This window comes from Pseudomonas sp. LB-090624, assembly GCF_003205205.1.
Classification (GTDB): Bacteria; Pseudomonadota; Gammaproteobacteria; order Pseudomonadales; family Pseudomonadaceae; genus Aquipseudomonas.
Genome location: NZ_QJRL01000009.1, coordinates 121,994 through 139,130 on the forward strand (window position 1 = coordinate 121,994; position 17,137 = coordinate 139,130).

A 17,137-nucleotide genomic window follows, 5' to 3' on the forward strand; every position below is an offset into this window, starting at 1 on the left:
AGTTGAGCCCGGCATTCTACTCGCTATGCAGGCTGGCATAAATCGACTCGGCAAGCTTTTTACTGATGCCGGGCGCTTTGGCGATTTCATCGATACTGGCGCGGTTGAGCTCCTGCAGGCCGCCGAAATGTTTCAGCAGGTCGCGCCGACGCTTGGGCCCGACCCCGGCCACATCCTCCAGGCTGGACACCCGGCGGGCCTTGCCGCGACGAGCGCGGTGCCCGGTAATGGCAAATCGGTGGGCTTCGTCGCGGATCTGCTGAATCAGGTGCAGGGCCGGTGAATCACCTTTCAGTGTGAACTCGTGGTGCACGTCATTCAGGTACAGGGTTTCAAAGCCGGCCTTGCGGGTCACACCCTTGGCCACGCCAAGCAGGGTCAGGTCGGTGAAGCCCAGTTCCTGCATCACATCGCGGGCCATGTTCAGCTGCCCCTTGCCGCCGTCCACCAGCAACACGTCGGGCAGCTTGCCCTCACCGTCCTTGATACGCCCGTACCGGCGGGTCAGGGCCTGGTGCATGGCGGCGTAGTCATCGCCGGCTGTGACACCTTCGATGTTGAAGCGGCGATAGTCGGACTTCAGCGCGCCTTCAGGGCCGAATACCACGCAACTGGCCACGGTGGCTTCGCCACTGGAATGGCTGATGTCATAGCATTCCAGCCGCTGCGGCACCTCGTCCAGGCCCAGCACTTCGGCCAAAGCCTCGAAACGTGCGGCCATGTGCTGGCGGTTGGCCAGGCGCGCATTCAACGCCTGCTCGGCATTGGTCACTGCCAACTGCTGCCAGCGGGCGCGTGTACCACGTACCCGGTGGCTGATGGTCAGCTCGCGGCCACGCAGCGTGTGCAGCGCTTCGGTAATGGCTTCGAAGTCTTCGTGAACGACGTTGACGATCAACTCGCCGGGCAGTTCGCGTTCTGCGTTGCCCAGGTAGTACTGGGAAAGGAATGCGGCCATCACCTCGGCCACCTCCTCCTCGATGCCCACCTGCGGGAAGAAGTTCTTGCTGCCCAGCACCCGGCCGCCGCGCACGCTGATCAGGTGCACGCAGGCACCACCCGGGTTGACGAAGGCGGCGATGACATCGACCTCACCACTGCCGCCCTCGATGTACTGCTGGTCCTGCACGCGGCGCAACAAGGCGATCTGGTCGCGCAACTCGGCTGCCTTTTCGAAGTTGAGGGCCATGGCGGCCTTCTCCATTTCGGCGTTCAGCTCGTTGCCCAATTGCTGGCTGCGGCCTTCGAGGAACATGACCGAGTGGCGCACGTCGTCGGCGTATTCTTCTGCGGTGACCAGGTCGGTGCACGGCCCTTTGCAGCGTTTGATCTGGTACTGCAGGCACGGCCGGGTGCGGTTGGCGTAGTAGCTGTCTTCGCACTGGCGCACCGAGAAGGCCTTTTGCAGCAAGCTGAGGCTTTCGCGGATGGCCCCGGCGCTGGGGTAAGGGCCAAAGTAGCGGCCCTTGGCCTTCTTCGCCCCACGGTGAATGCCCAGCCGCGGGAACTCGCCATCGGACAGGAACACATAGGGGTACGATTTATCGTCGCGCAGCAGGATGTTGTAGGGTGGCCGCCATTCCTTGATCAGGTTCTGCTCCAGCAGCAACGCCTCGGTTTCGTTGGCGGTGATGGTGGTTTCGACCTGGGCGATACGCGCTACCAGCGCAGCGGTCTTGGGCGCCAGGCCAGTCTTGCGGAAATAACTGGCCAGGCGTTTCTTCAGGTTCTTGGCCTTGCCCACATAAAGCAGCCGGGCTTCGGCGTCGAACATCCGGTAAACGCCCGGGCGACCGCTGCAGGTCGCCAGGAATGCGCTGGCATCAAAGACTTGGGACATGAGGTTTTACAGGCTTGCGTCAACCATACCGTGGCGAACGGCCAGCAACGTCAGTTCAACGTCGCTGGTGACCGAGAGTTTTTCAAAGATCCGATAACGGTAAGTATTGACGGTCTTGGGCGAGAGGCACAACTTGTCGGAGATGATCTGCACTTTCTGGCAGCCGACAATCATCAGGGCAATCTGGATTTCCCGCTCGGACAGCGCGTCGAACGGCGAGCCCTGTGGCTGGAACGGTTTCAGCGCCAGCTGCTGGGCAATCTGCGGGCTGATGTAACGCTGGCCGGCAAACGCCAGGCGGATGGCCTGGACCATTTCATCAAGGCCTGCGCCCTTGGTCAGGTAGCCGGCAGCGCCGGCCTGCAACAAGCGGGTGGGGAATGGGTCTTCCTCGCACACAGTCACGGCGACCACCTTGATATCCGGATGGCTGCGCAGCAGTTTGCGGGTGGCCTCCAGGCCGCCGATGCCGGGCATTTTCACATCCATCAGCACCACATCCGGCTTCAGCTCGCGGGCCAGCTTGAGGGCCGACTCGCCTGAATCACCCTCACCCACCACCTGCAGGCCGTCAATGTCGGCCAGCATGCGGGTAATACCGGTTCGTACCAGATCGTGATCATCGACCACTAAGACCCTAATCAAGCACACACCTCGTCAGCAGGGCGATTGGATCCCGCCACCTTAACAAAATTTTTCACAGTGGGCCTAACGCATTACTTCCGTAAGAAAGGTCTTACGCTCCACGGCGAGAGGCCGCACTGTTTGCCGGTGGTTATCACGGCCAGCCAGGCGCCGCAGCAAGTGCCAGAGCGCCGCCTGGTCGTCAGGCGACAATTGCCGGAATGCCCCAAGCAAACCGGACTCATCCGTATTCAAGCCTTCGACCGGTACCGGGGTGCGGATACCGCTGAGCACGTACAGCGCATCTACCCCCTTGGCCGCCAGGGCTGCCAGGTAATCAGCCCGCGGCGTGCGCTCGCCACTTTCGTATTTACCTTGTGCGTTGGGTTCTACACCCCCGATATCGCCAAACACACGCTGAGTCATGCCCAGCCGCTCACGCTCTTCCCGCAGCCGCGGACCGATTCCATCCATGGGGGTTTCTCCTCTACCCTGATAGCCTTCCTGCACGGGTTGGCGCCATGCCGCCAGCCGGAGCATATGGATCCACTAGGCCCATGCGCAAAAGCCGGGGCAAGCCACTATTTAGCCATTATCGATCACGCGCTGCATCCGCACAAAGCAATCGTCTTCGCCCATTTCGACGAAGCCGTGGCACTGGTACAGCAGGCGTGCCGGGTTGCTGCGAAATACCATCAGCCTCAGCAACGGCAACCGCCGCTGCCCCGCCCACACCGCCAACGTTTCCAATACCCAACTGCCGACACCGCGACCGCGATGCTCGGGCAACAGGTGCAACTCGCGGATAAACAGCGCCTCACGATCCTGGCTGAGGCTGCAGAAACCCAGCAGGCTATCGCCTTCGCAGATCAACCACTGCTCGCGCCACGCCCAGGCCTGGTCGAATGCTTCTTCGATCCAGAGCAGATCATATTCCCGATAGTACGGCAGCATGGCGCGCCGGGTGAGGTCGCGGGCAAACGTACAGTGGCTGTCGTTGGCGGCAATCAGTTGCAGGGGCATCAGCACGCTACCCACTGCAGACGGCACAAGTCATTCGAGGGTGCCACTTCGCGCAACCACTGCCCTTGCGAGTTTTCGTTGTGCAGGTTGTGCGGCCACAGGCGGTCTAGCAGCACACGCTGCCCATCATCGCCGGTGACCGTAAGGTAGACACGCTTGCAGCGGATCATGGCTTTCTCCTGCATTTACCGTCCGTCTTGAGCCTAGATAATTCATTGATCGAGGTCACGGTCGGGCGCCGAATTGTTCCTATGCTCAAGGCCTTCGGCAACTTGCCCAATGCCCACCGGAGCCATCATGGCAACCCCGTTACTGGCCAGTCAGCCGCACCAGGCCCAACGCGACGCCCGACCGCAGCTTGCCCACAAGCCGGGGTGGGCCACCCTCGTGTTGTTCTGCGGCCTGCTGCTGACGGGTATCGCCTACACCGCCTGGAGCCTGAAACAGGATGTCAGCGCCAGCGGCACGGTGATCACCACGATCACGCCGTTTCTGCTGCTGGGCGTGGCACTGGTGATTGCCTTGGGCTTCGAATTCGTCAATGGCTTCCACGACACCGCCAACGCGGTAGCTACCGTGATCTACACCCATGCGCTGCCGGCACCGGTCGCGGTGGTGTGGTCCGGGCTGTGCAACTTCCTGGGTGTGCTGCTTTCCAGTGGCGCAGTGGCGTTCGGCATCATCGCCCTGCTGCCGGTGGAACTGATTCTACAGGTAGGTTCCTCGGCCGGCTTCGCGATGGTTTTTGCCCTGCTGTTGGCGGCGATCATCTGGAACCTCGGCACCTGGTGGCTGGGGCTGCCGGCGTCATCCTCGCACACCCTGATCGGTTCGATCATCGGTGTGGGTGTGGCCAATGCCCTGATGCATGGCCGTGACGGCACCAGCGGCGTGGACTGGGCCCAGGCCAGCAAGGTAGGTTACGCCCTGTTGCTTTCCCCGCTGATCGGCTTTGCCTGCGCCGCCCTGTTGCTGCTCGCCTTGCGTGCGCTGGTCAAGCGTCAGGCTTTGTATCAGGCGCCACAAGGCCAGACACCGCCGCCTTGGTGGATTCGTGGCGTACTGATCCTCACGTGTACCGGGGTGTCGTTCGCCCACGGCTCCAACGATGGCCAGAAAGGCATGGGCCTGATCATGTTGATTCTGGTCGGCACCTTGCCAATGGCGTATGCGCTGAACAAGACCATGCCCAATGAGCAAGCTTTGCAGTTTTCCGCCGTCGCCGAAGTGACCCGCCAGGCACTGGTGCGCAGCGACCCGCAAGCGGCCCCGGCCGATCCGCGCCAGACCCTGACTGCGTTCATTGGCGAGCCCAAGGCCGGCCCGCAATTGGTACCGGCGCTGGCGGCGCTGACCGGGATGATCGGTGCAGAGGTCAAAGGCTACGGCTCGCTCAAGCGCATACCGGCAGAAGCCATGGCCAACGTGCGCAATGACATGTACCTGACCAGCGAAGCCATTCGCCTGATCGAGAAGCACCGCTTGGTGGCATTCGATGCCGACACCCGCAGCCATGTGCAGCTGTTCAAGGCGCAGCTGGACGACGCCACCCGCTATATTCCGCTGTGGGTGAAGGTGGCGGTAGCCATCGCGCTCGGGCTGGGGACCATGGTTGGCTGGCGGCGTATTGTGGTCACCGTTGGCGAGAAGATCGGCAAGACCCACCTCAGCTATGCACAGGGCGCATCGGCCGAAGTGGTGGCGATGTGCACCATCGGCGCGGCGGATATGTTCGGGCTGCCCGTCTCGACCACCCACGTGCTGAGTTCGGGGGTGGCCGGGGCCATGGTGGCCAATGGCTCGGGTATTCAGACGCGTACTTTGTTCAACCTGCTGATGGCCTGGGTGCTGACCTTGCCGGCAGCGATGCTGTTGGCCGGCAGCCTGTACTGGTTGCTGAACCACATCTTCTGAACCCGTACCCCGTCTTGATCAGCCCGGGATTTTCAGGCCACGCTGCACGGCTGGCCGCTCGAGAAAGTTCGCCAAAACCCGCTGCACTTCCTTGAACTGGTCGAAGCCCACCAGTTCACGGGCGTTGTAGCGCTCGACCAGGTTACGCACCCACGGGAAGATGGCGATGTCGGCGATGCTGTATTCCTCTGCCATCCACTGCCGACCTTTCAAATGCCGATCCAGCACACCCAGCAGCCGTTTGGACTCGTTGACATAGCGGTCGCGCGGGCGCTTGTCTTCATATTCCTTGCCAGCAAAGAAATGGAAAAACCCGACCTGGCCGAACATCGGCCCGATGCCGCCCATCTGGAACATCAGCCACTGCAGCGTCTGGTAACGCTGGGCAGGGTCCTGGCTGAGCAGCTGTCCACTTTTTTCGGCCAGGTACTGCAAGATCGCCCCTGATTCGAACAGCGGCAACGGCTGGCCGCCCGGGCCGTCTGGGTCGAGGATCGCGGGGATCTTGTTGTTGGCGCTGAGCGAAATGAACTCGGGGCTCAACTGGTCATCGTTGTCGAAGCTGACCTTGTGTGCCTCGTAGGCCAGGCCGATTTCTTCGAGCATGATCGACACCTTGACGCCGTTGGGCGTGGGCAACGAATACAGTTGCAGGCGTTCAGGGTGTTTGGCGGGCCACTTGCGGGTAACAGGGAAAGCGCTGAGATCGGTCATGATCAACCTTGCCTGGGGAATGAACCTGTCACTCTAGAGACATCCCCGGCCGCTGACCATCACCGACCACTTATCAGCGCTGGCAACTCAAACCTGGCCGTGGGCCTTGAGCTTGAGCTTTTCGGTATCGACACGGACGAACACGGAGTCGGCGGTCACGGTCAGCACATCCTCGGCCCAGACTTCGCAAATCACCCGACTCTTGCGCCCCACGTCCCCTTCCACGCGGGCTTTGAGCAAAAGCTCGACACCCATTGGCGTAGGTTTGAGGTAGGTCAGGTTGAGTGTGCCGGTCACGCAGTCGATACGCGGCAGGCTGCCCGGCTCGCGCCCTTCGTTGCGGTAGTGGTAGGCCATGGCCGTCCAATTGGAATGGCAGTCCACCAACATCGCCAGCAGGCCGCCGTAGACCAGGCCCGGCCAGCCGATGAAGGTGGCGTCGGGGTCGTGTCGGCATACCAGGTGGATGCCGTCGGTGTCCCAGTGACTTTGCAGGTGCAGGCCACTGGGATGGGAGCAGCCGCAGCCGTAGCAGGTGCCTTCAGGCGCCGCGAGGGCCTGAAGCGAAAGTGGGTGATCAGTCATACGCTTCCTGTACTTGTTGAAATGGGGGCGCGCAACGCCCCCATTAAAGCAGATACGTCAGGCCGGCTGGGCAACTGCCTTGGCACGGCGCTGGGTCAGCGAAACCAGCAGGATGAACGTGGTCACCCCAGCGGTCATAAGGGTTTCATAGCGGTAGGCATCGCTGAACAGCATGTAGCCCAGGACCATGACGATGGTGCCGATGACCAGCCAGGTGAGCCACGGGAACAGCCACATCTTCAGCTCCAGCGGCCGCCCTTCACGTTCGGCGCGGGCCCGCATGCGCAGCTGGGACACGGCGATCACCAGATACACCAGCAAGGCAATGGCGCCGGTGGTAGACAGCAAGAAGCCGAAGACCTTGCCCGGGAACGCATAGTTGACCAGACACCCGGCAAAACCGGCCAGCGTCGAGAAAATGACCGCCACAGTCGGCACACCCGAGCCGGAGATACGCTTGGTCACGCTCAGGGCCTGGCCGCGAGCGCCCAGCGAGTAGAGCATGCGCGACGCGGTATACAGGCCCGAGTTCATGCAACTGGTCACTGCCACCAGTACCACCAGGTCGACCAGCAACTTGGCGCCTGGCACGTTCAGTACTTCCAGCACGCGCTGGAACGAACCGACGGCTTTCAGCCCGGGGTCGTTCCAGGCCACCAGCGATACCACCAGGAAGATCGACGCCAGGTAGAAGATGGCGATGCGGTACACCACGAGGTTGGTCGCACGGCGAATCTTGTCTTTCGGGTTTGCAGTTTCGTCAGCGGCAATGGTGACGATTTCGGCGCCGAAGAACGAGAAGATCGTGATCAGCACGCCACCGAGCACAGTGCCAAAACCGTTGGGCATGAAGCCGCCGCTGTCCCACAGCCGGGTGACCCCGGACACTTCGGCCAGCGGCCAGAAGCCGAATACCGCCAGGCTGCAGACCACGATGAAGGCAATGATCGCCACCACCTTGACCAGTGCGAACCAGTACTCGAAGGCGCCAAAGTTCTTCACGCTGATCAGGTTGGTACCCGACAGCACCAGCATGATCAGGAAGGCGAACAACCAGGACGGTATCCCAGGGAAGTAAGCATGCAGGATGTCGGCGCCAGCGATGGCCTCGACCGGAATGATCAGCACCCAGAACCACCAGTACAACCAGCCGATGGTGAAGCCCGCCCACGGGCCGATGGCCTCGGAGGCATAGGTGGAGAACGAGCCGCTGTTAGGGTTGGCGATGGCCATTTCGCCTAACATGCGCATCACCAGCAATACCAGCAGGCCGGTCATGGCGTAGGAAATGAGAATGGCCGGGCCGGCGGTGGCGATGGCGTTTGACGAACCGATGAACAAGCCCGCGCCTATGATGCCGGCAATGGAGATCATCGAAACCTGACGGGAGGTCAGGCCGTGCTGCAGGGAACGCTGTTTCTTGTTGTCTTGGGAAGCCATGAATAACCCTCGAATGGGTCGGCCGCTTTGAGGCGGCTGAAGGTCGGAGCAGAATTCTTGTAAATTTCTGATAGTCGTTGTTGTTGTTTTGCAGATGCTGGAAGCGGCTACTGACCTCCTCTTCACATGACCGGTTGTAATCGTTGATCCAGGTCAGTATTAATCTATAGGCGGGGGTCAACAAACGACCTTTTCGAACCACATGATTCCACTTTGGAATGAACTTCATCTTTTTTTGCTCGGTATTCGCCCGTCATGTCCAAACGCCTGATGCCTTCGACCACCGCCCTTCAGTGCTTCGAAGCGGCCGCCCGCCACCTCAGCTTCACCCGCGCGGCACAGGAACTGCACCTGACCCAGAGCGCCGTCAGCAAGCAGGTGGCGCAGCTCGAAGACATGCTTTCGCACTCGCTGTTCCAGCGTATTCGTCGGCGCCTGCACCTGACCCCGGCCGGCGCGCTGTACCTCACCGAAGTGAACAAGATCCTTACCCAGATCGACATTTCCAGCCGCTACATCCTCAGTTACGGCGACGAAACCGAAGTGCTGCGCATCGCCACCCAGCCGACCTTCGGCGCGCGCTGGCTAGTGCCGAAACTCAAGGGTTTCGGCGACCGTTACCCACGCATTCACCTGGACGTGCGCAACGAACTGGAGCCATTCGACCTGGTGCAGGCCAAGGCCGACGTGGCCTTTTTCTTCGGCCAGGGCACATGGCCTGGGGCAACCTGCATCGAGCTGTTCAGCGAAGAAGTGGTACCGGTGTGCAGCCCGCAGTTGCTGGCCAACCACCCTTTCCACAGCGCCCAGGCGCTGACCGAGCACCGCCTGCTGCAGTGCGTGTCGCGGCCGGAGGCCTGGCATGAATGGTTCCTGGGGCTGGGGCTGCACAGCCAGAACAGCTACCACGGGCCGCGTTTCGACACGTTCTACCTGTGCATTCGAGCAGCCATCGCCGGCTGCGGTATTGCCCTGATTCCGCGCTACCTGGTGGCCGAGGAGCTGAGCGAAGGCAAGCTGGTGGTGGCCTGGGACCACCCGGTGGCGAGCAATGGCAAGCACTTCATTGCGCATGCCGAGCATGCGGCCGAAGTGCCCAAGATCAGGGCCTTCGTGCAGTGGATTCGGGAGCGGGTGGCTGAGGGGGACTGATTTGGCCTAAACCGGCCAAGATCACGAATTCAGGGAATGACCGCAATCGAATAATTCGTTTGCGGAATAACCCCCCAACACGCTTGGATAATAAGAAACTTGAACAAGGTCCCGCGTGCCCATGAACCAGGAAAGTATCAGCCAATCCATTGCCATCGTTCACCCGATCACACTTTCCCATGGCCGTAATGCCGAAGTCTGGGACACCGACGGCAAACGTTACATCGACTTTGTCGGCGGTATCGGCGTGCTCAACCTGGGCCACTGCAACCCCGCGGTGGTCGAAGCGATACAGGCTCAAGCCACCCGTTTGACCCACTATGCCTTCAACGCCGCGCCCCACGGCCCGTACATGGCGCTGATGGACCAGTTGAGCCAGTTCGTACCGGTCAGTTACCCGTTGGCCGGCATGCTCACCAACAGCGGCGCAGAAGCGGCAGAAAACGCCCTTAAAGTAGCCCGCGGTGCGACAGGCAAGCGCGCCATCATCGCCTTCGATGGGGCCTTCCACGGCCGCACGCTGGCCACCCTGAACCTGAACGGCAAAGTGGCCCCTTACAAGCAACGGGTCGGCGAGTTGCCCGGGCCGGTGTATCACCTGCCCTACCCTAGCGTGGATACCGGGGTTACCTGCGAGCAGGCGCTCAAGGCCATGGAGCGCCTGTTCAGCGTGGAACTGGCCGTGGAAGATGTGGCGGCCTTCATCCTTGAACCGTTGCAGGGCGAAGGCGGCTTCCTTGCCCTCGACCCGGTGTTCGCCCAAGCCCTGCGCCGCTTCTGCGACGAACACGGGATCCTGATCATCATCGACGAGATCCAGTCCGGCTTCGGCCGTACGGGCCAGCGCTTTGCTTTCCCGCGCCTTGGCATCGAGCCCGACCTGCTGCTGCTGGCCAAGAGCATCGCTGGCGGCATGCCGCTGGGGGCGGTGGTAGGGCGCAAGGCATTGATGGCAGCGCTGCCCAAGGGCGGCTTGGGTGGCACCTATTCGGGCAACCCGATTGCCTGTGCGGCGGCTTTGGCCAGCCTGGCGCAAATGACCGACCAGAACGTCGCCACCTGGGGCGAGCGCCAGGAACAGGCAATCGTCAGCCGCTACGAGCGCTGGAAGGCTTCTGGCCTGAGCCCGTACATCGGCCGCCTGACTGGCGTGGGTGCCATGCGCGGGATCGAATTCGTCAATGACGACGGCAGCCCGGCACCGGCGCAGTTGGCCAAGGTGATGGAGACGGCACGGGCCAAGGGGTTGCTGCTGATGCCCAGTGGCAAGGCGCGGCACATCATTCGCCTGCTGGCTCCGTTGACCATCGAGGCCGAGGTGCTCGAGGAAGGGCTGGATATCCTCGAGCAGTGCCTGGCTGAACTGAACTGAGGCTTACAGGCCGAGTTCTTCCGGGGTAAGCATGTCGGACTCGAAGGCGATCCAGCCGCCTTCCAGTTCGGCATGGCCGTTGACGATCGGGCCGTAATAGGTCAGGCCGTTCTCCAGGGTCACGCAAATGTGCGTGGCCGGTTTTTCAGGCGCCGCGAGCGTACCGACGAAATGCACCTTCTTCAGGGTTTCGGTCACCGCTTCCAGCCCCACGCGCATGCTGGGGTTTTCCGAAGCCTCGGTATCTCCGCCGCGGTCTTCAGCGCTGATGGTCACGGTGGCGGTGTACGGGTACTTGTTGCTCAAACGGGGTTACCTCGGTGGGTGTATGGGCGTACGGGCGCGTAGAGTACGGCAGGCCGTCTCAGTTGTCTCTACTGGCCTCTTCGCGGGCCTGCAACAGGTGATCTGAATGCCCCGATCTGTTAGGGTGCCCGCCGATGCACGCCACACCACACGAGGATCCCGAGTGAGCGCCGAAGAACCCCTGATCGCCGACCTGTTCGATGTCGACAAACGCCTGTCCCTCAAGCCCGTCGTGGACTTCAACAGCTACCTGCGCAACGCCTTCGGCGAAGGCCCGTGCCGCTGCCACCGCTGTGCCGAAGGCGCCGAGCAAAGCAGCTACAGCCACGCACACAACTTCACCTTCGAGGGCCGCGAGTGGCACCGCCGCTTCGCCAGCACCGCCGGCAGCGATGTCGCACAGGTGCTGAAGAAAGCGTGGCTGTCGTACACCAAGGCCGACCTGAACCTGATCGGCGCACTGGACCTGGCCACTGCCAAGACCTTCACCGAAGCCGACCTGCACCCGCGCCTGCTGGCCCTGCTGGCGGCCAGTGGTCTGGCCCGTGAAGTGGATGGCCAATGGATGCTGCAAGCCCAGGCCGACTGACGGCCCGGCGGCAGGGCAGGATTCTACCGGTCTGCTAACGTGGTGGAATCCGTCCATCCGCAGGTAGTCCGCCATGGCCCGTACAACCCCCATCGAGCTATACCGCAATATCGGCATCGTCGCCCACGTGGACGCCGGCAAGACGACCACTACCGAGCGGATCCTGTTCTACACCGGGGTGAATCACAAAATGGGCGAGGTTCACGACGGCGCCGCGACCATGGACTGGATGGCCCAGGAGCAGGAACGCGGCATTACCATTACGTCGGCGGCGACCACGGCATTCTGGCAAGGCTCGACCAAACAGTTCGCGCACAAATACCGCTTCAACATCATCGACACCCCGGGCCACGTCGATTTCACCATCGAGGTGGAGCGTTCGCTGCGCGTGCTCGATGGCGCGGTGGTGGTGTTCAGCGGTGCTGACGGGGTAGAACCGCAGTCCGAGACGGTCTGGCGCCAGGCCAACAAGTACCATGTGCCACGCCTGGCCTACATCAACAAGATGGACCGCCAGGGTGCCGACTTCCTGCGTGTGGTCAAGCAGATCGACCAGCGCCTGGGGCACCACCCGGTGCCGATTCAGCTGGCCATCGGCAGCGAAGAGCACTTCATCGGCCAGATCGATCTGGTGAAGATGAAGGCCATCTATTGGAACGACGCCGACCAAGGCACCAGCTACCGCGAAGAAGACATACCCGCCGAGCTGCAGGAGCTTGCCGACGAATGGCGCGCGCACATGATAGAAGCAGCCGCCGAGGCCAATGACGAACTGCTCAACAAGTTTCTCGAAGGCGAAGAGCTGAGCGTCGAAGAGGTCAAGGCCGGACTGCGCAAACGCACCATCGCTAACGAAATCGTGCCGACCATCCTCGGCTCCTCTTTCAAGAACAAGGGCGTACCGCTGATGCTCGATGCGGTAATCGATTACCTGCCCGCCCCCTCGGAAATCCCTGCCATCCGCGGCACCGACCCGGACGATGAAGACAAGCACCTGGAACGGCGCGCCGACGACAAAGAGCCGTTCTCGGCACTGGCGTTCAAGATCGCCACCGACCCGTTCGTCGGCACCCTCACCTTCGCCCGCGTTTATTCTGGCGTGCTCAGTTCAGGCAATGCGGTACTCAACTCGGTCAAAGGCAAGAAGGAACGCATCGGCCGCATGGTGCAGATGCATGCCAACCAGCGTGCCGAAATCAAGGACGTGTGCGCAGGCGACATCGCCGCACTGATCGGCATGAAGGACGTGACCACCGGCGATACCCTGTGCGACATGGACAAACCGATCATCCTCGAACGCATGGACTTCCCTGACCCGGTGATTTCCGTGGCCGTGGAGCCGAAGACCAAAGCCGACCAGGAAAAAATGGGTATCGCTCTTGGCAAGCTGGCCCAGGAGGACCCGTCATTCCGCGTGCGTACCGACGAGGAGACCGGGCAGACCATCATCTCGGGTATGGGCGAGTTGCACCTGGACATCATCGTCGACCGCATGCGCCGCGAGTTCAACGTCGAGGCCAACATTGGCAAGCCGCAGGTGGCCTACCGGGAAAAAATCCGCAATACCTGCGAGATCGAGGGGCGTTTCGTACGCCAGTCCGGCGGCCGTGGCCAATACGGCCATTGCTGGATCCGTTTCGCCCCCGGCGATGAAGGCAAGGAAGGCCTGGAGTTCATCAACGAGATCGTCGGCGGCGTGGTACCCCGCGAGTACATCCCGGCAATCCAGAAAGGTATCGAGGAGCAGATGAAGAACGGCGTGCTTGCCGGCTACCCACTGATCAACCTCAAGGCCGCCGTGTTCGACGGTTCGTACCACGATGTCGACTCCAATGAGATGGCCTACAAGATCGCGGCTTCAATGGCCACCAAGCAGCTGTCGCAGAAAGGCGGTGCAGTGTTGCTGGAACCGGTGATGAAGGTAGAGGTGGTGACGCCGGAGGAATATCAGGGTGACATTCTGGGCGACCTCAGCCGGCGCCGTGGGATGATCCAGGACGGTGACGAAACGCCCGCCGGCAAGGTGATCCGTGCCGAGGTGCCGTTGGGTGAGATGTTCGGCTACGCCACCTCGATGCGGTCGATGACCCAGGGCCGGGCCAGCTTCTCGATGGAGTTCACCCGCTATGCCGAGGCCCCGGCGAGCATTGCCGATGGCATCGTCAAGAAGAACCGGGGAGAGTAAGCGCCTGACTCGTACCAGCCCTTCCCGGCTACAGCCACTCCCACAAGGGATCGCATACCCCTGTGGGAGCGGCTGTAGCCGCGAAGCGGCCGGTACAGGCCGCCACAATGTTCAATGCTGCTCACCCGCCCGCTTCAACAGCTTCTTGCACCGTTCTGACAAATGCACCACGCGCAAATGCTTGCCCGCCTTGGCATACCGCTCGCGCAGGGTCTTGAGCGCTGCAATTGCCGAATAATCCACAAAGCTCAAATGCTGGCAATCCAGCGTGACCTCTGCCGGGTCGTGGGCCGGGTCGAACTGATTGAGGAACGAGGCGGTCGAGGCAAAGAACAGCGTGCCATGAACCTGGTAACGCTTGCCACCTCCGGCGTCCTCCTGGCTGTCGGCATACAGCTCCCGCGCATGCTGCCAGGCAAAGTTGAGCGCCGCGATGATGATGCCGAACAGCACCGCCATGGCCAGGTCGGTAAACACCGTTACAACGGTCACCGCAATGATCGCCAGCACATCGTTCACCGGCACCTTGTGCAGCACCCGCAGCGACGCCCAGGCGAAGGTCTGCTGGGCCACCACGAACATCACCCCGACCAGCGCCGCCAGCGGTATCCGTTCGATCAGCGGCGACAGGAACAACACGAACAGCAGGATCATCACCCCAGCCACCACCCCGGACAGCCGGCCGCGGCCATTGGAGCTGAGGTTGATCACTGTCTGGCCGATCATCGCGCAACCGCCCATCCCCCCACACAGGCCCGACACCATGTTCGCCGCACCCAGCGCCACGCACTCGCGGTCCGGGAAGCCACGGCTCTCGGTGACTTCATCGGTCAGGTTGAGGGTGAGCAAGGTTTCCAGCAGGCCGACCATGGCCATCAGCACCGCGTAGGGGGCAATGATCTTCAGGGTTTCCAGGTTCCAGGGTACATCCGGCAGCGCCAGCACCGGCAGGCCGCCGGCGATGTGCGCCATGTCGCCCAAGGTGCGAGTGGGCAGGCCGAGCAGGTACACCAGCAGGCCAACGCCCAGGATCGCCACCAGCGCCGGCGGAACCGCCCGGGTCAGTTTGGGCAGTACGTAGACCACCGCCATGGTCAGCGCCACCAGGCCGATCATCAGGTACAGCGGCGCACCGCTGAGCCATTGCTCACCCGCCTTGAAGTGCTCGAGCTGCGCCATGGCGATGACGATAGCCAGGCCGTTGACGAAGCCGAGCATGACCGGGTACGGCACCAGGCGCACCAGCTTGCCCAGGCGCAAGAGGCCGAACAGGATCATGACCACGCCACCCAGCAGCACCGTGGCCAGCAGATACTGCGCGCCGTGCTGTACCACCAGCGCGACGATCACCACCGCCATCGAGCCGGCAGCGCCGGAAATCATCCCCGGCCGACCACCAAACAGTGCGGTAAGGGTACAAATGATGAAAGCGCCATACAGGCCCATCAGCGGGTTGAGGTGAGCGACCAGGGCAAAGGCGATGCACTCGGGCACCAGGGCGAACGAGGTGGTCAGGCCGGCGAGCAGGTCGGCGCGTAGTCGGGCGGGCTTCATGGGCTTCCTGTGGTGCAGTCCAGGCGGACGTTACAAAAAACGAGGGGCGCGATGTTACGGAATTTGTCTGGCAGCGGCCACCGTTCAGCGCACCCGCTCCCGGCTTTGCACTGCCAGGTCCAGCGCGCGCTGCATGTCCAGGCGCGCCGAACGCCCCAGGTCGGGGTGGTCAAGGCGCCCACCACGCTCCGATGGCAGGATCGGCGCCGTCAGATCCTCGGCATCCATCGCCTCGAAATCCTGCTCGGTGCCCATGGTCAAGGCACTGCGCCGTAACAGCATGCGCACCTGCTCCGGGGTAAGGGCCGGGTTGATCGACAGCATCGCTGCCACGGTGGCGGCCACCAGGGGGGTGGCGTACGATGTGCCACAATGTGCAGCAGCGGCAGCCGCTGGGCGTATGCAGGCAGCGGCACTCACATCCACCCGCATGTCGATGTTGGAACTGTGGCGCTTGCGCACATGATCGGGGGCTTCGACCGCCGTCACCTTGTCGCTGCGCTGGTGCCCGCCCACCACCAGCAGTTGCTCGGTAATGAACGACGACGGCAGGCGATATTCATCGGTGCCTGACCAGGACGCACCGTTACCCGCCGAATTCACCACCACCACATCAGGGTGCGCTTGGCGCAGCCAGAGGAAAAACTCCTCGAGCAACTCCTCGTAGCCACTCATCGCCAGCCCGGAACGCACCAGCGAATCGACCTCATCACCGTTGACATCACGCGCGCCGACCCGGTGGATGCCCCAGCTCCAGTTCAGCACCCGCACGCCATCCTCGACCAGGTTCACCGATGCAGCGATGTTGGCGGTGATACCCGCATCCGAGTTGCGCTCCACAATCACATCGAAGCCAGGGCTATGCTTGCCCAGCCCCGGTAAAAATCCCTCACCCTGCGCCGCGAGAATGCCGGCGACATGGCTGCCGTGGCTTGACGGGCGATCGCCGTCACGAGCGTACAGGCACGTCTGGCCCGCCTCGCAGCCGCCCCGGTATTGACTGAGCCCTGGGGCATCGAAATCCACTTCGCGCTCGATTACCCCAACCCGAACCGGCTGCACCGGCAAGTGCGAAGCGGCAATCCGTCGCTGGTAGAAATACAGCGCGTCCATGAAACGATTGGCGGCCCATTCGTCCGCCTGGTCGATCGCCCCGGTGTCGCGGCCACTGCCCTCCTCCCCACGCTCCGGGGCGGACTCCTCGACAACCACGGCATCCACGCTGACTTCACTGCCCATGCGCAGGATCATCGCGTCACGCTGCACCAGGTCGGCTACCGGCAGGCGCAGCTGGTAGACATTCAGCGGCGGTATGGCACCCACAACCTTGGCGCCGTATTTATCGGCGATGCGCCGGGCCTCGCCACGGCCGTCGTATTTCTCTTCGATCAACACGCTGACCAGGTCGACGTAGGTGGTCAGGCCATCCATGTTCTTCGCCACTTCATCAGGCCTTGCGGCGACCACATGACTGCCCTGACGGGTCAGCCATACAGGGTTACTGGTACTCCCACCATATTCCAGCCAAAGCGGCGCGCTGCGCTGGGCTTGCTTCGCCAGTTTCAGCGTGAGGCGGTCACCCTGGCGCTCGATATCGCCTGTTGGCAGCTGCACACCGCCCAGCCAGACCTTTGGCACACCTGCCCCCAGCCCCTCGGCACGCAGGCACCATTGCTGCCCACCTTCGCCGAGCAGATCGCCACAACGCTGCAGTTGCTTGATGCGCAGCGTATCCGCTGCAGCCTGTGCACCAAGGCTGCAAACCCATAACAGCAGGATCAGACCACCCTTCATGCAATCACCCCACGCGTTCCCTGTGAGTGCGACTGGCGGCACAAC

Annotated in this window: 15 protein-coding genes and 1 pseudogene; 5 read left to right on the forward strand and 11 right to left on the reverse strand. The window is 62.3% G+C overall.

What is annotated here, in order from left to right; translation table 11 throughout:
- Nucleotides 1-16: 16 nt before the first annotated feature.
- The 5 genes and pseudogenes from uvrC to DMX11_RS11805 all read right to left on the reverse strand — a co-directional run.
- Entirely contained in the window at nt 17-1,840 is a 1,824-nt protein-coding gene (uvrC, locus tag DMX11_RS11785) for an excinuclease ABC subunit UvrC (RefSeq protein WP_110744691.1), read from the reverse strand.
- A gap of 6 nt (nt 1,841-1,846) precedes the next feature.
- Complete coding sequence (uvrY, locus tag DMX11_RS11790; RefSeq protein ID WP_003251380.1) at nt 1,847-2,485, reverse strand: UvrY/SirA/GacA family response regulator transcription factor; 639 nt, start codon at nt 2,483-2,485, stop codon at nt 1,847-1,849.
- A gap of 63 nt (nt 2,486-2,548) precedes the next feature.
- The gene (locus DMX11_RS11795; RefSeq protein ID WP_110744692.1) at nt 2,549-2,938 is read right to left on the reverse strand and encodes a helix-turn-helix domain-containing protein; all 390 of its coding nucleotides are present in this window, start codon (nt 2,936-2,938) and stop codon (nt 2,549-2,551) included.
- A 111-nt stretch (nt 2,939-3,049) separates the two neighbouring features.
- Nucleotides 3,050-3,487: a GNAT family N-acetyltransferase gene (locus tag DMX11_RS11800; protein ID WP_110744693.1), complete on the reverse strand. Its 438-nt coding sequence runs from the start codon at nt 3,485-3,487 to the stop codon at nt 3,050-3,052.
- Between the two features lie 26 nt (nt 3,488-3,513).
- A pseudogene (locus tag DMX11_RS11805) lies at nt 3,514-3,657 on the reverse strand (DUF488 family protein); the annotation flags it as partial.
- A 127-nt stretch (nt 3,658-3,784) separates the two neighbouring features.
- On the opposite strand from DMX11_RS11805, the gene DMX11_RS11810 reads away from it, so the two are divergent.
- Nucleotides 3,785-5,401: an inorganic phosphate transporter gene (locus DMX11_RS11810; RefSeq protein WP_110744694.1), complete on the forward strand. Its 1,617-nt coding sequence runs from the start codon at nt 3,785-3,787 to the stop codon at nt 5,399-5,401.
- Between the two features lie 18 nt (nt 5,402-5,419).
- Here the strand turns inward: DMX11_RS11810 and DMX11_RS11815 are convergent, their stop codons facing one another.
- The 3 genes from DMX11_RS11815 to DMX11_RS11825 form a co-directional block, all read right to left on the reverse strand.
- Nucleotides 5,420-6,115, reverse strand: a complete 696-nt coding sequence (locus DMX11_RS11815) for a glutathione S-transferase N-terminal domain-containing protein (protein WP_110744695.1) — start codon at nt 6,113-6,115, stop codon at nt 5,420-5,422.
- 87 nt (nt 6,116-6,202) lie between these two features.
- Nucleotides 6,203-6,700, reverse strand: a complete 498-nt coding sequence (locus tag DMX11_RS11820) for a PaaI family thioesterase (protein WP_110744696.1) — start codon at nt 6,698-6,700, stop codon at nt 6,203-6,205.
- Between the two features lie 57 nt (nt 6,701-6,757).
- Entirely contained in the window at nt 6,758-8,140 is a 1,383-nt protein-coding gene (locus DMX11_RS11825) for an amino acid permease (RefSeq protein ID WP_110744697.1), read from the reverse strand.
- Between the two features lie 255 nt (nt 8,141-8,395).
- On the opposite strand from DMX11_RS11825, the gene gcvA reads away from it, so the two are divergent.
- Both gcvA and DMX11_RS11835 read left to right on the forward strand, forming a co-directional pair.
- Nucleotides 8,396-9,292, forward strand: coding sequence for a transcriptional regulator GcvA (gcvA, locus tag DMX11_RS11830; protein ID WP_110744698.1), 897 nt, complete (start codon nt 8,396-8,398; stop codon nt 9,290-9,292).
- 121 nt (nt 9,293-9,413) lie between these two features.
- Nucleotides 9,414-10,664, forward strand: coding sequence for an aspartate aminotransferase family protein (locus tag DMX11_RS11835; RefSeq protein ID WP_110744699.1), 1,251 nt, complete (start codon nt 9,414-9,416; stop codon nt 10,662-10,664).
- 3 nt (nt 10,665-10,667) lie between these two features.
- On the opposite strand, the gene DMX11_RS11840 is transcribed toward DMX11_RS11835, so the two are convergent.
- Nucleotides 10,668-10,970: a hypothetical protein gene (locus DMX11_RS11840; RefSeq protein ID WP_110744700.1), complete on the reverse strand. Its 303-nt coding sequence runs from the start codon at nt 10,968-10,970 to the stop codon at nt 10,668-10,670.
- 163 nt (nt 10,971-11,133) lie between these two features.
- Between DMX11_RS11840 and DMX11_RS11845 the strand changes: the two genes are divergently transcribed.
- On the forward strand, nt 11,134-11,559 hold the full coding sequence (locus DMX11_RS11845; RefSeq protein ID WP_110744701.1) for a hypothetical protein: 426 nt from the start codon (nt 11,134-11,136) through the stop codon (nt 11,557-11,559).
- A gap of 73 nt (nt 11,560-11,632) precedes the next feature.
- Nucleotides 11,633-13,744, forward strand: a complete 2,112-nt coding sequence (fusA, locus tag DMX11_RS11850) for an elongation factor G (RefSeq protein WP_110744702.1) — start codon at nt 11,633-11,635, stop codon at nt 13,742-13,744.
- A gap of 111 nt (nt 13,745-13,855) precedes the next feature.
- Here fusA and DMX11_RS11855 read toward each other — a convergent pair whose 3' ends face one another.
- Together DMX11_RS11855 and DMX11_RS11860 are read right to left on the reverse strand one after the other, a co-directional pair.
- Nucleotides 13,856-15,298, reverse strand: coding sequence for a SulP family inorganic anion transporter (locus DMX11_RS11855; RefSeq protein WP_110744703.1), 1,443 nt, complete (start codon nt 15,296-15,298; stop codon nt 13,856-13,858).
- Between the two features lie 84 nt (nt 15,299-15,382).
- Nucleotides 15,383-17,092: a S8/S53 family peptidase gene (locus DMX11_RS11860; protein WP_110744704.1), complete on the reverse strand. Its 1,710-nt coding sequence runs from the start codon at nt 17,090-17,092 to the stop codon at nt 15,383-15,385.
- Nucleotides 17,093-17,137: the final 45 nt, after the last annotated feature.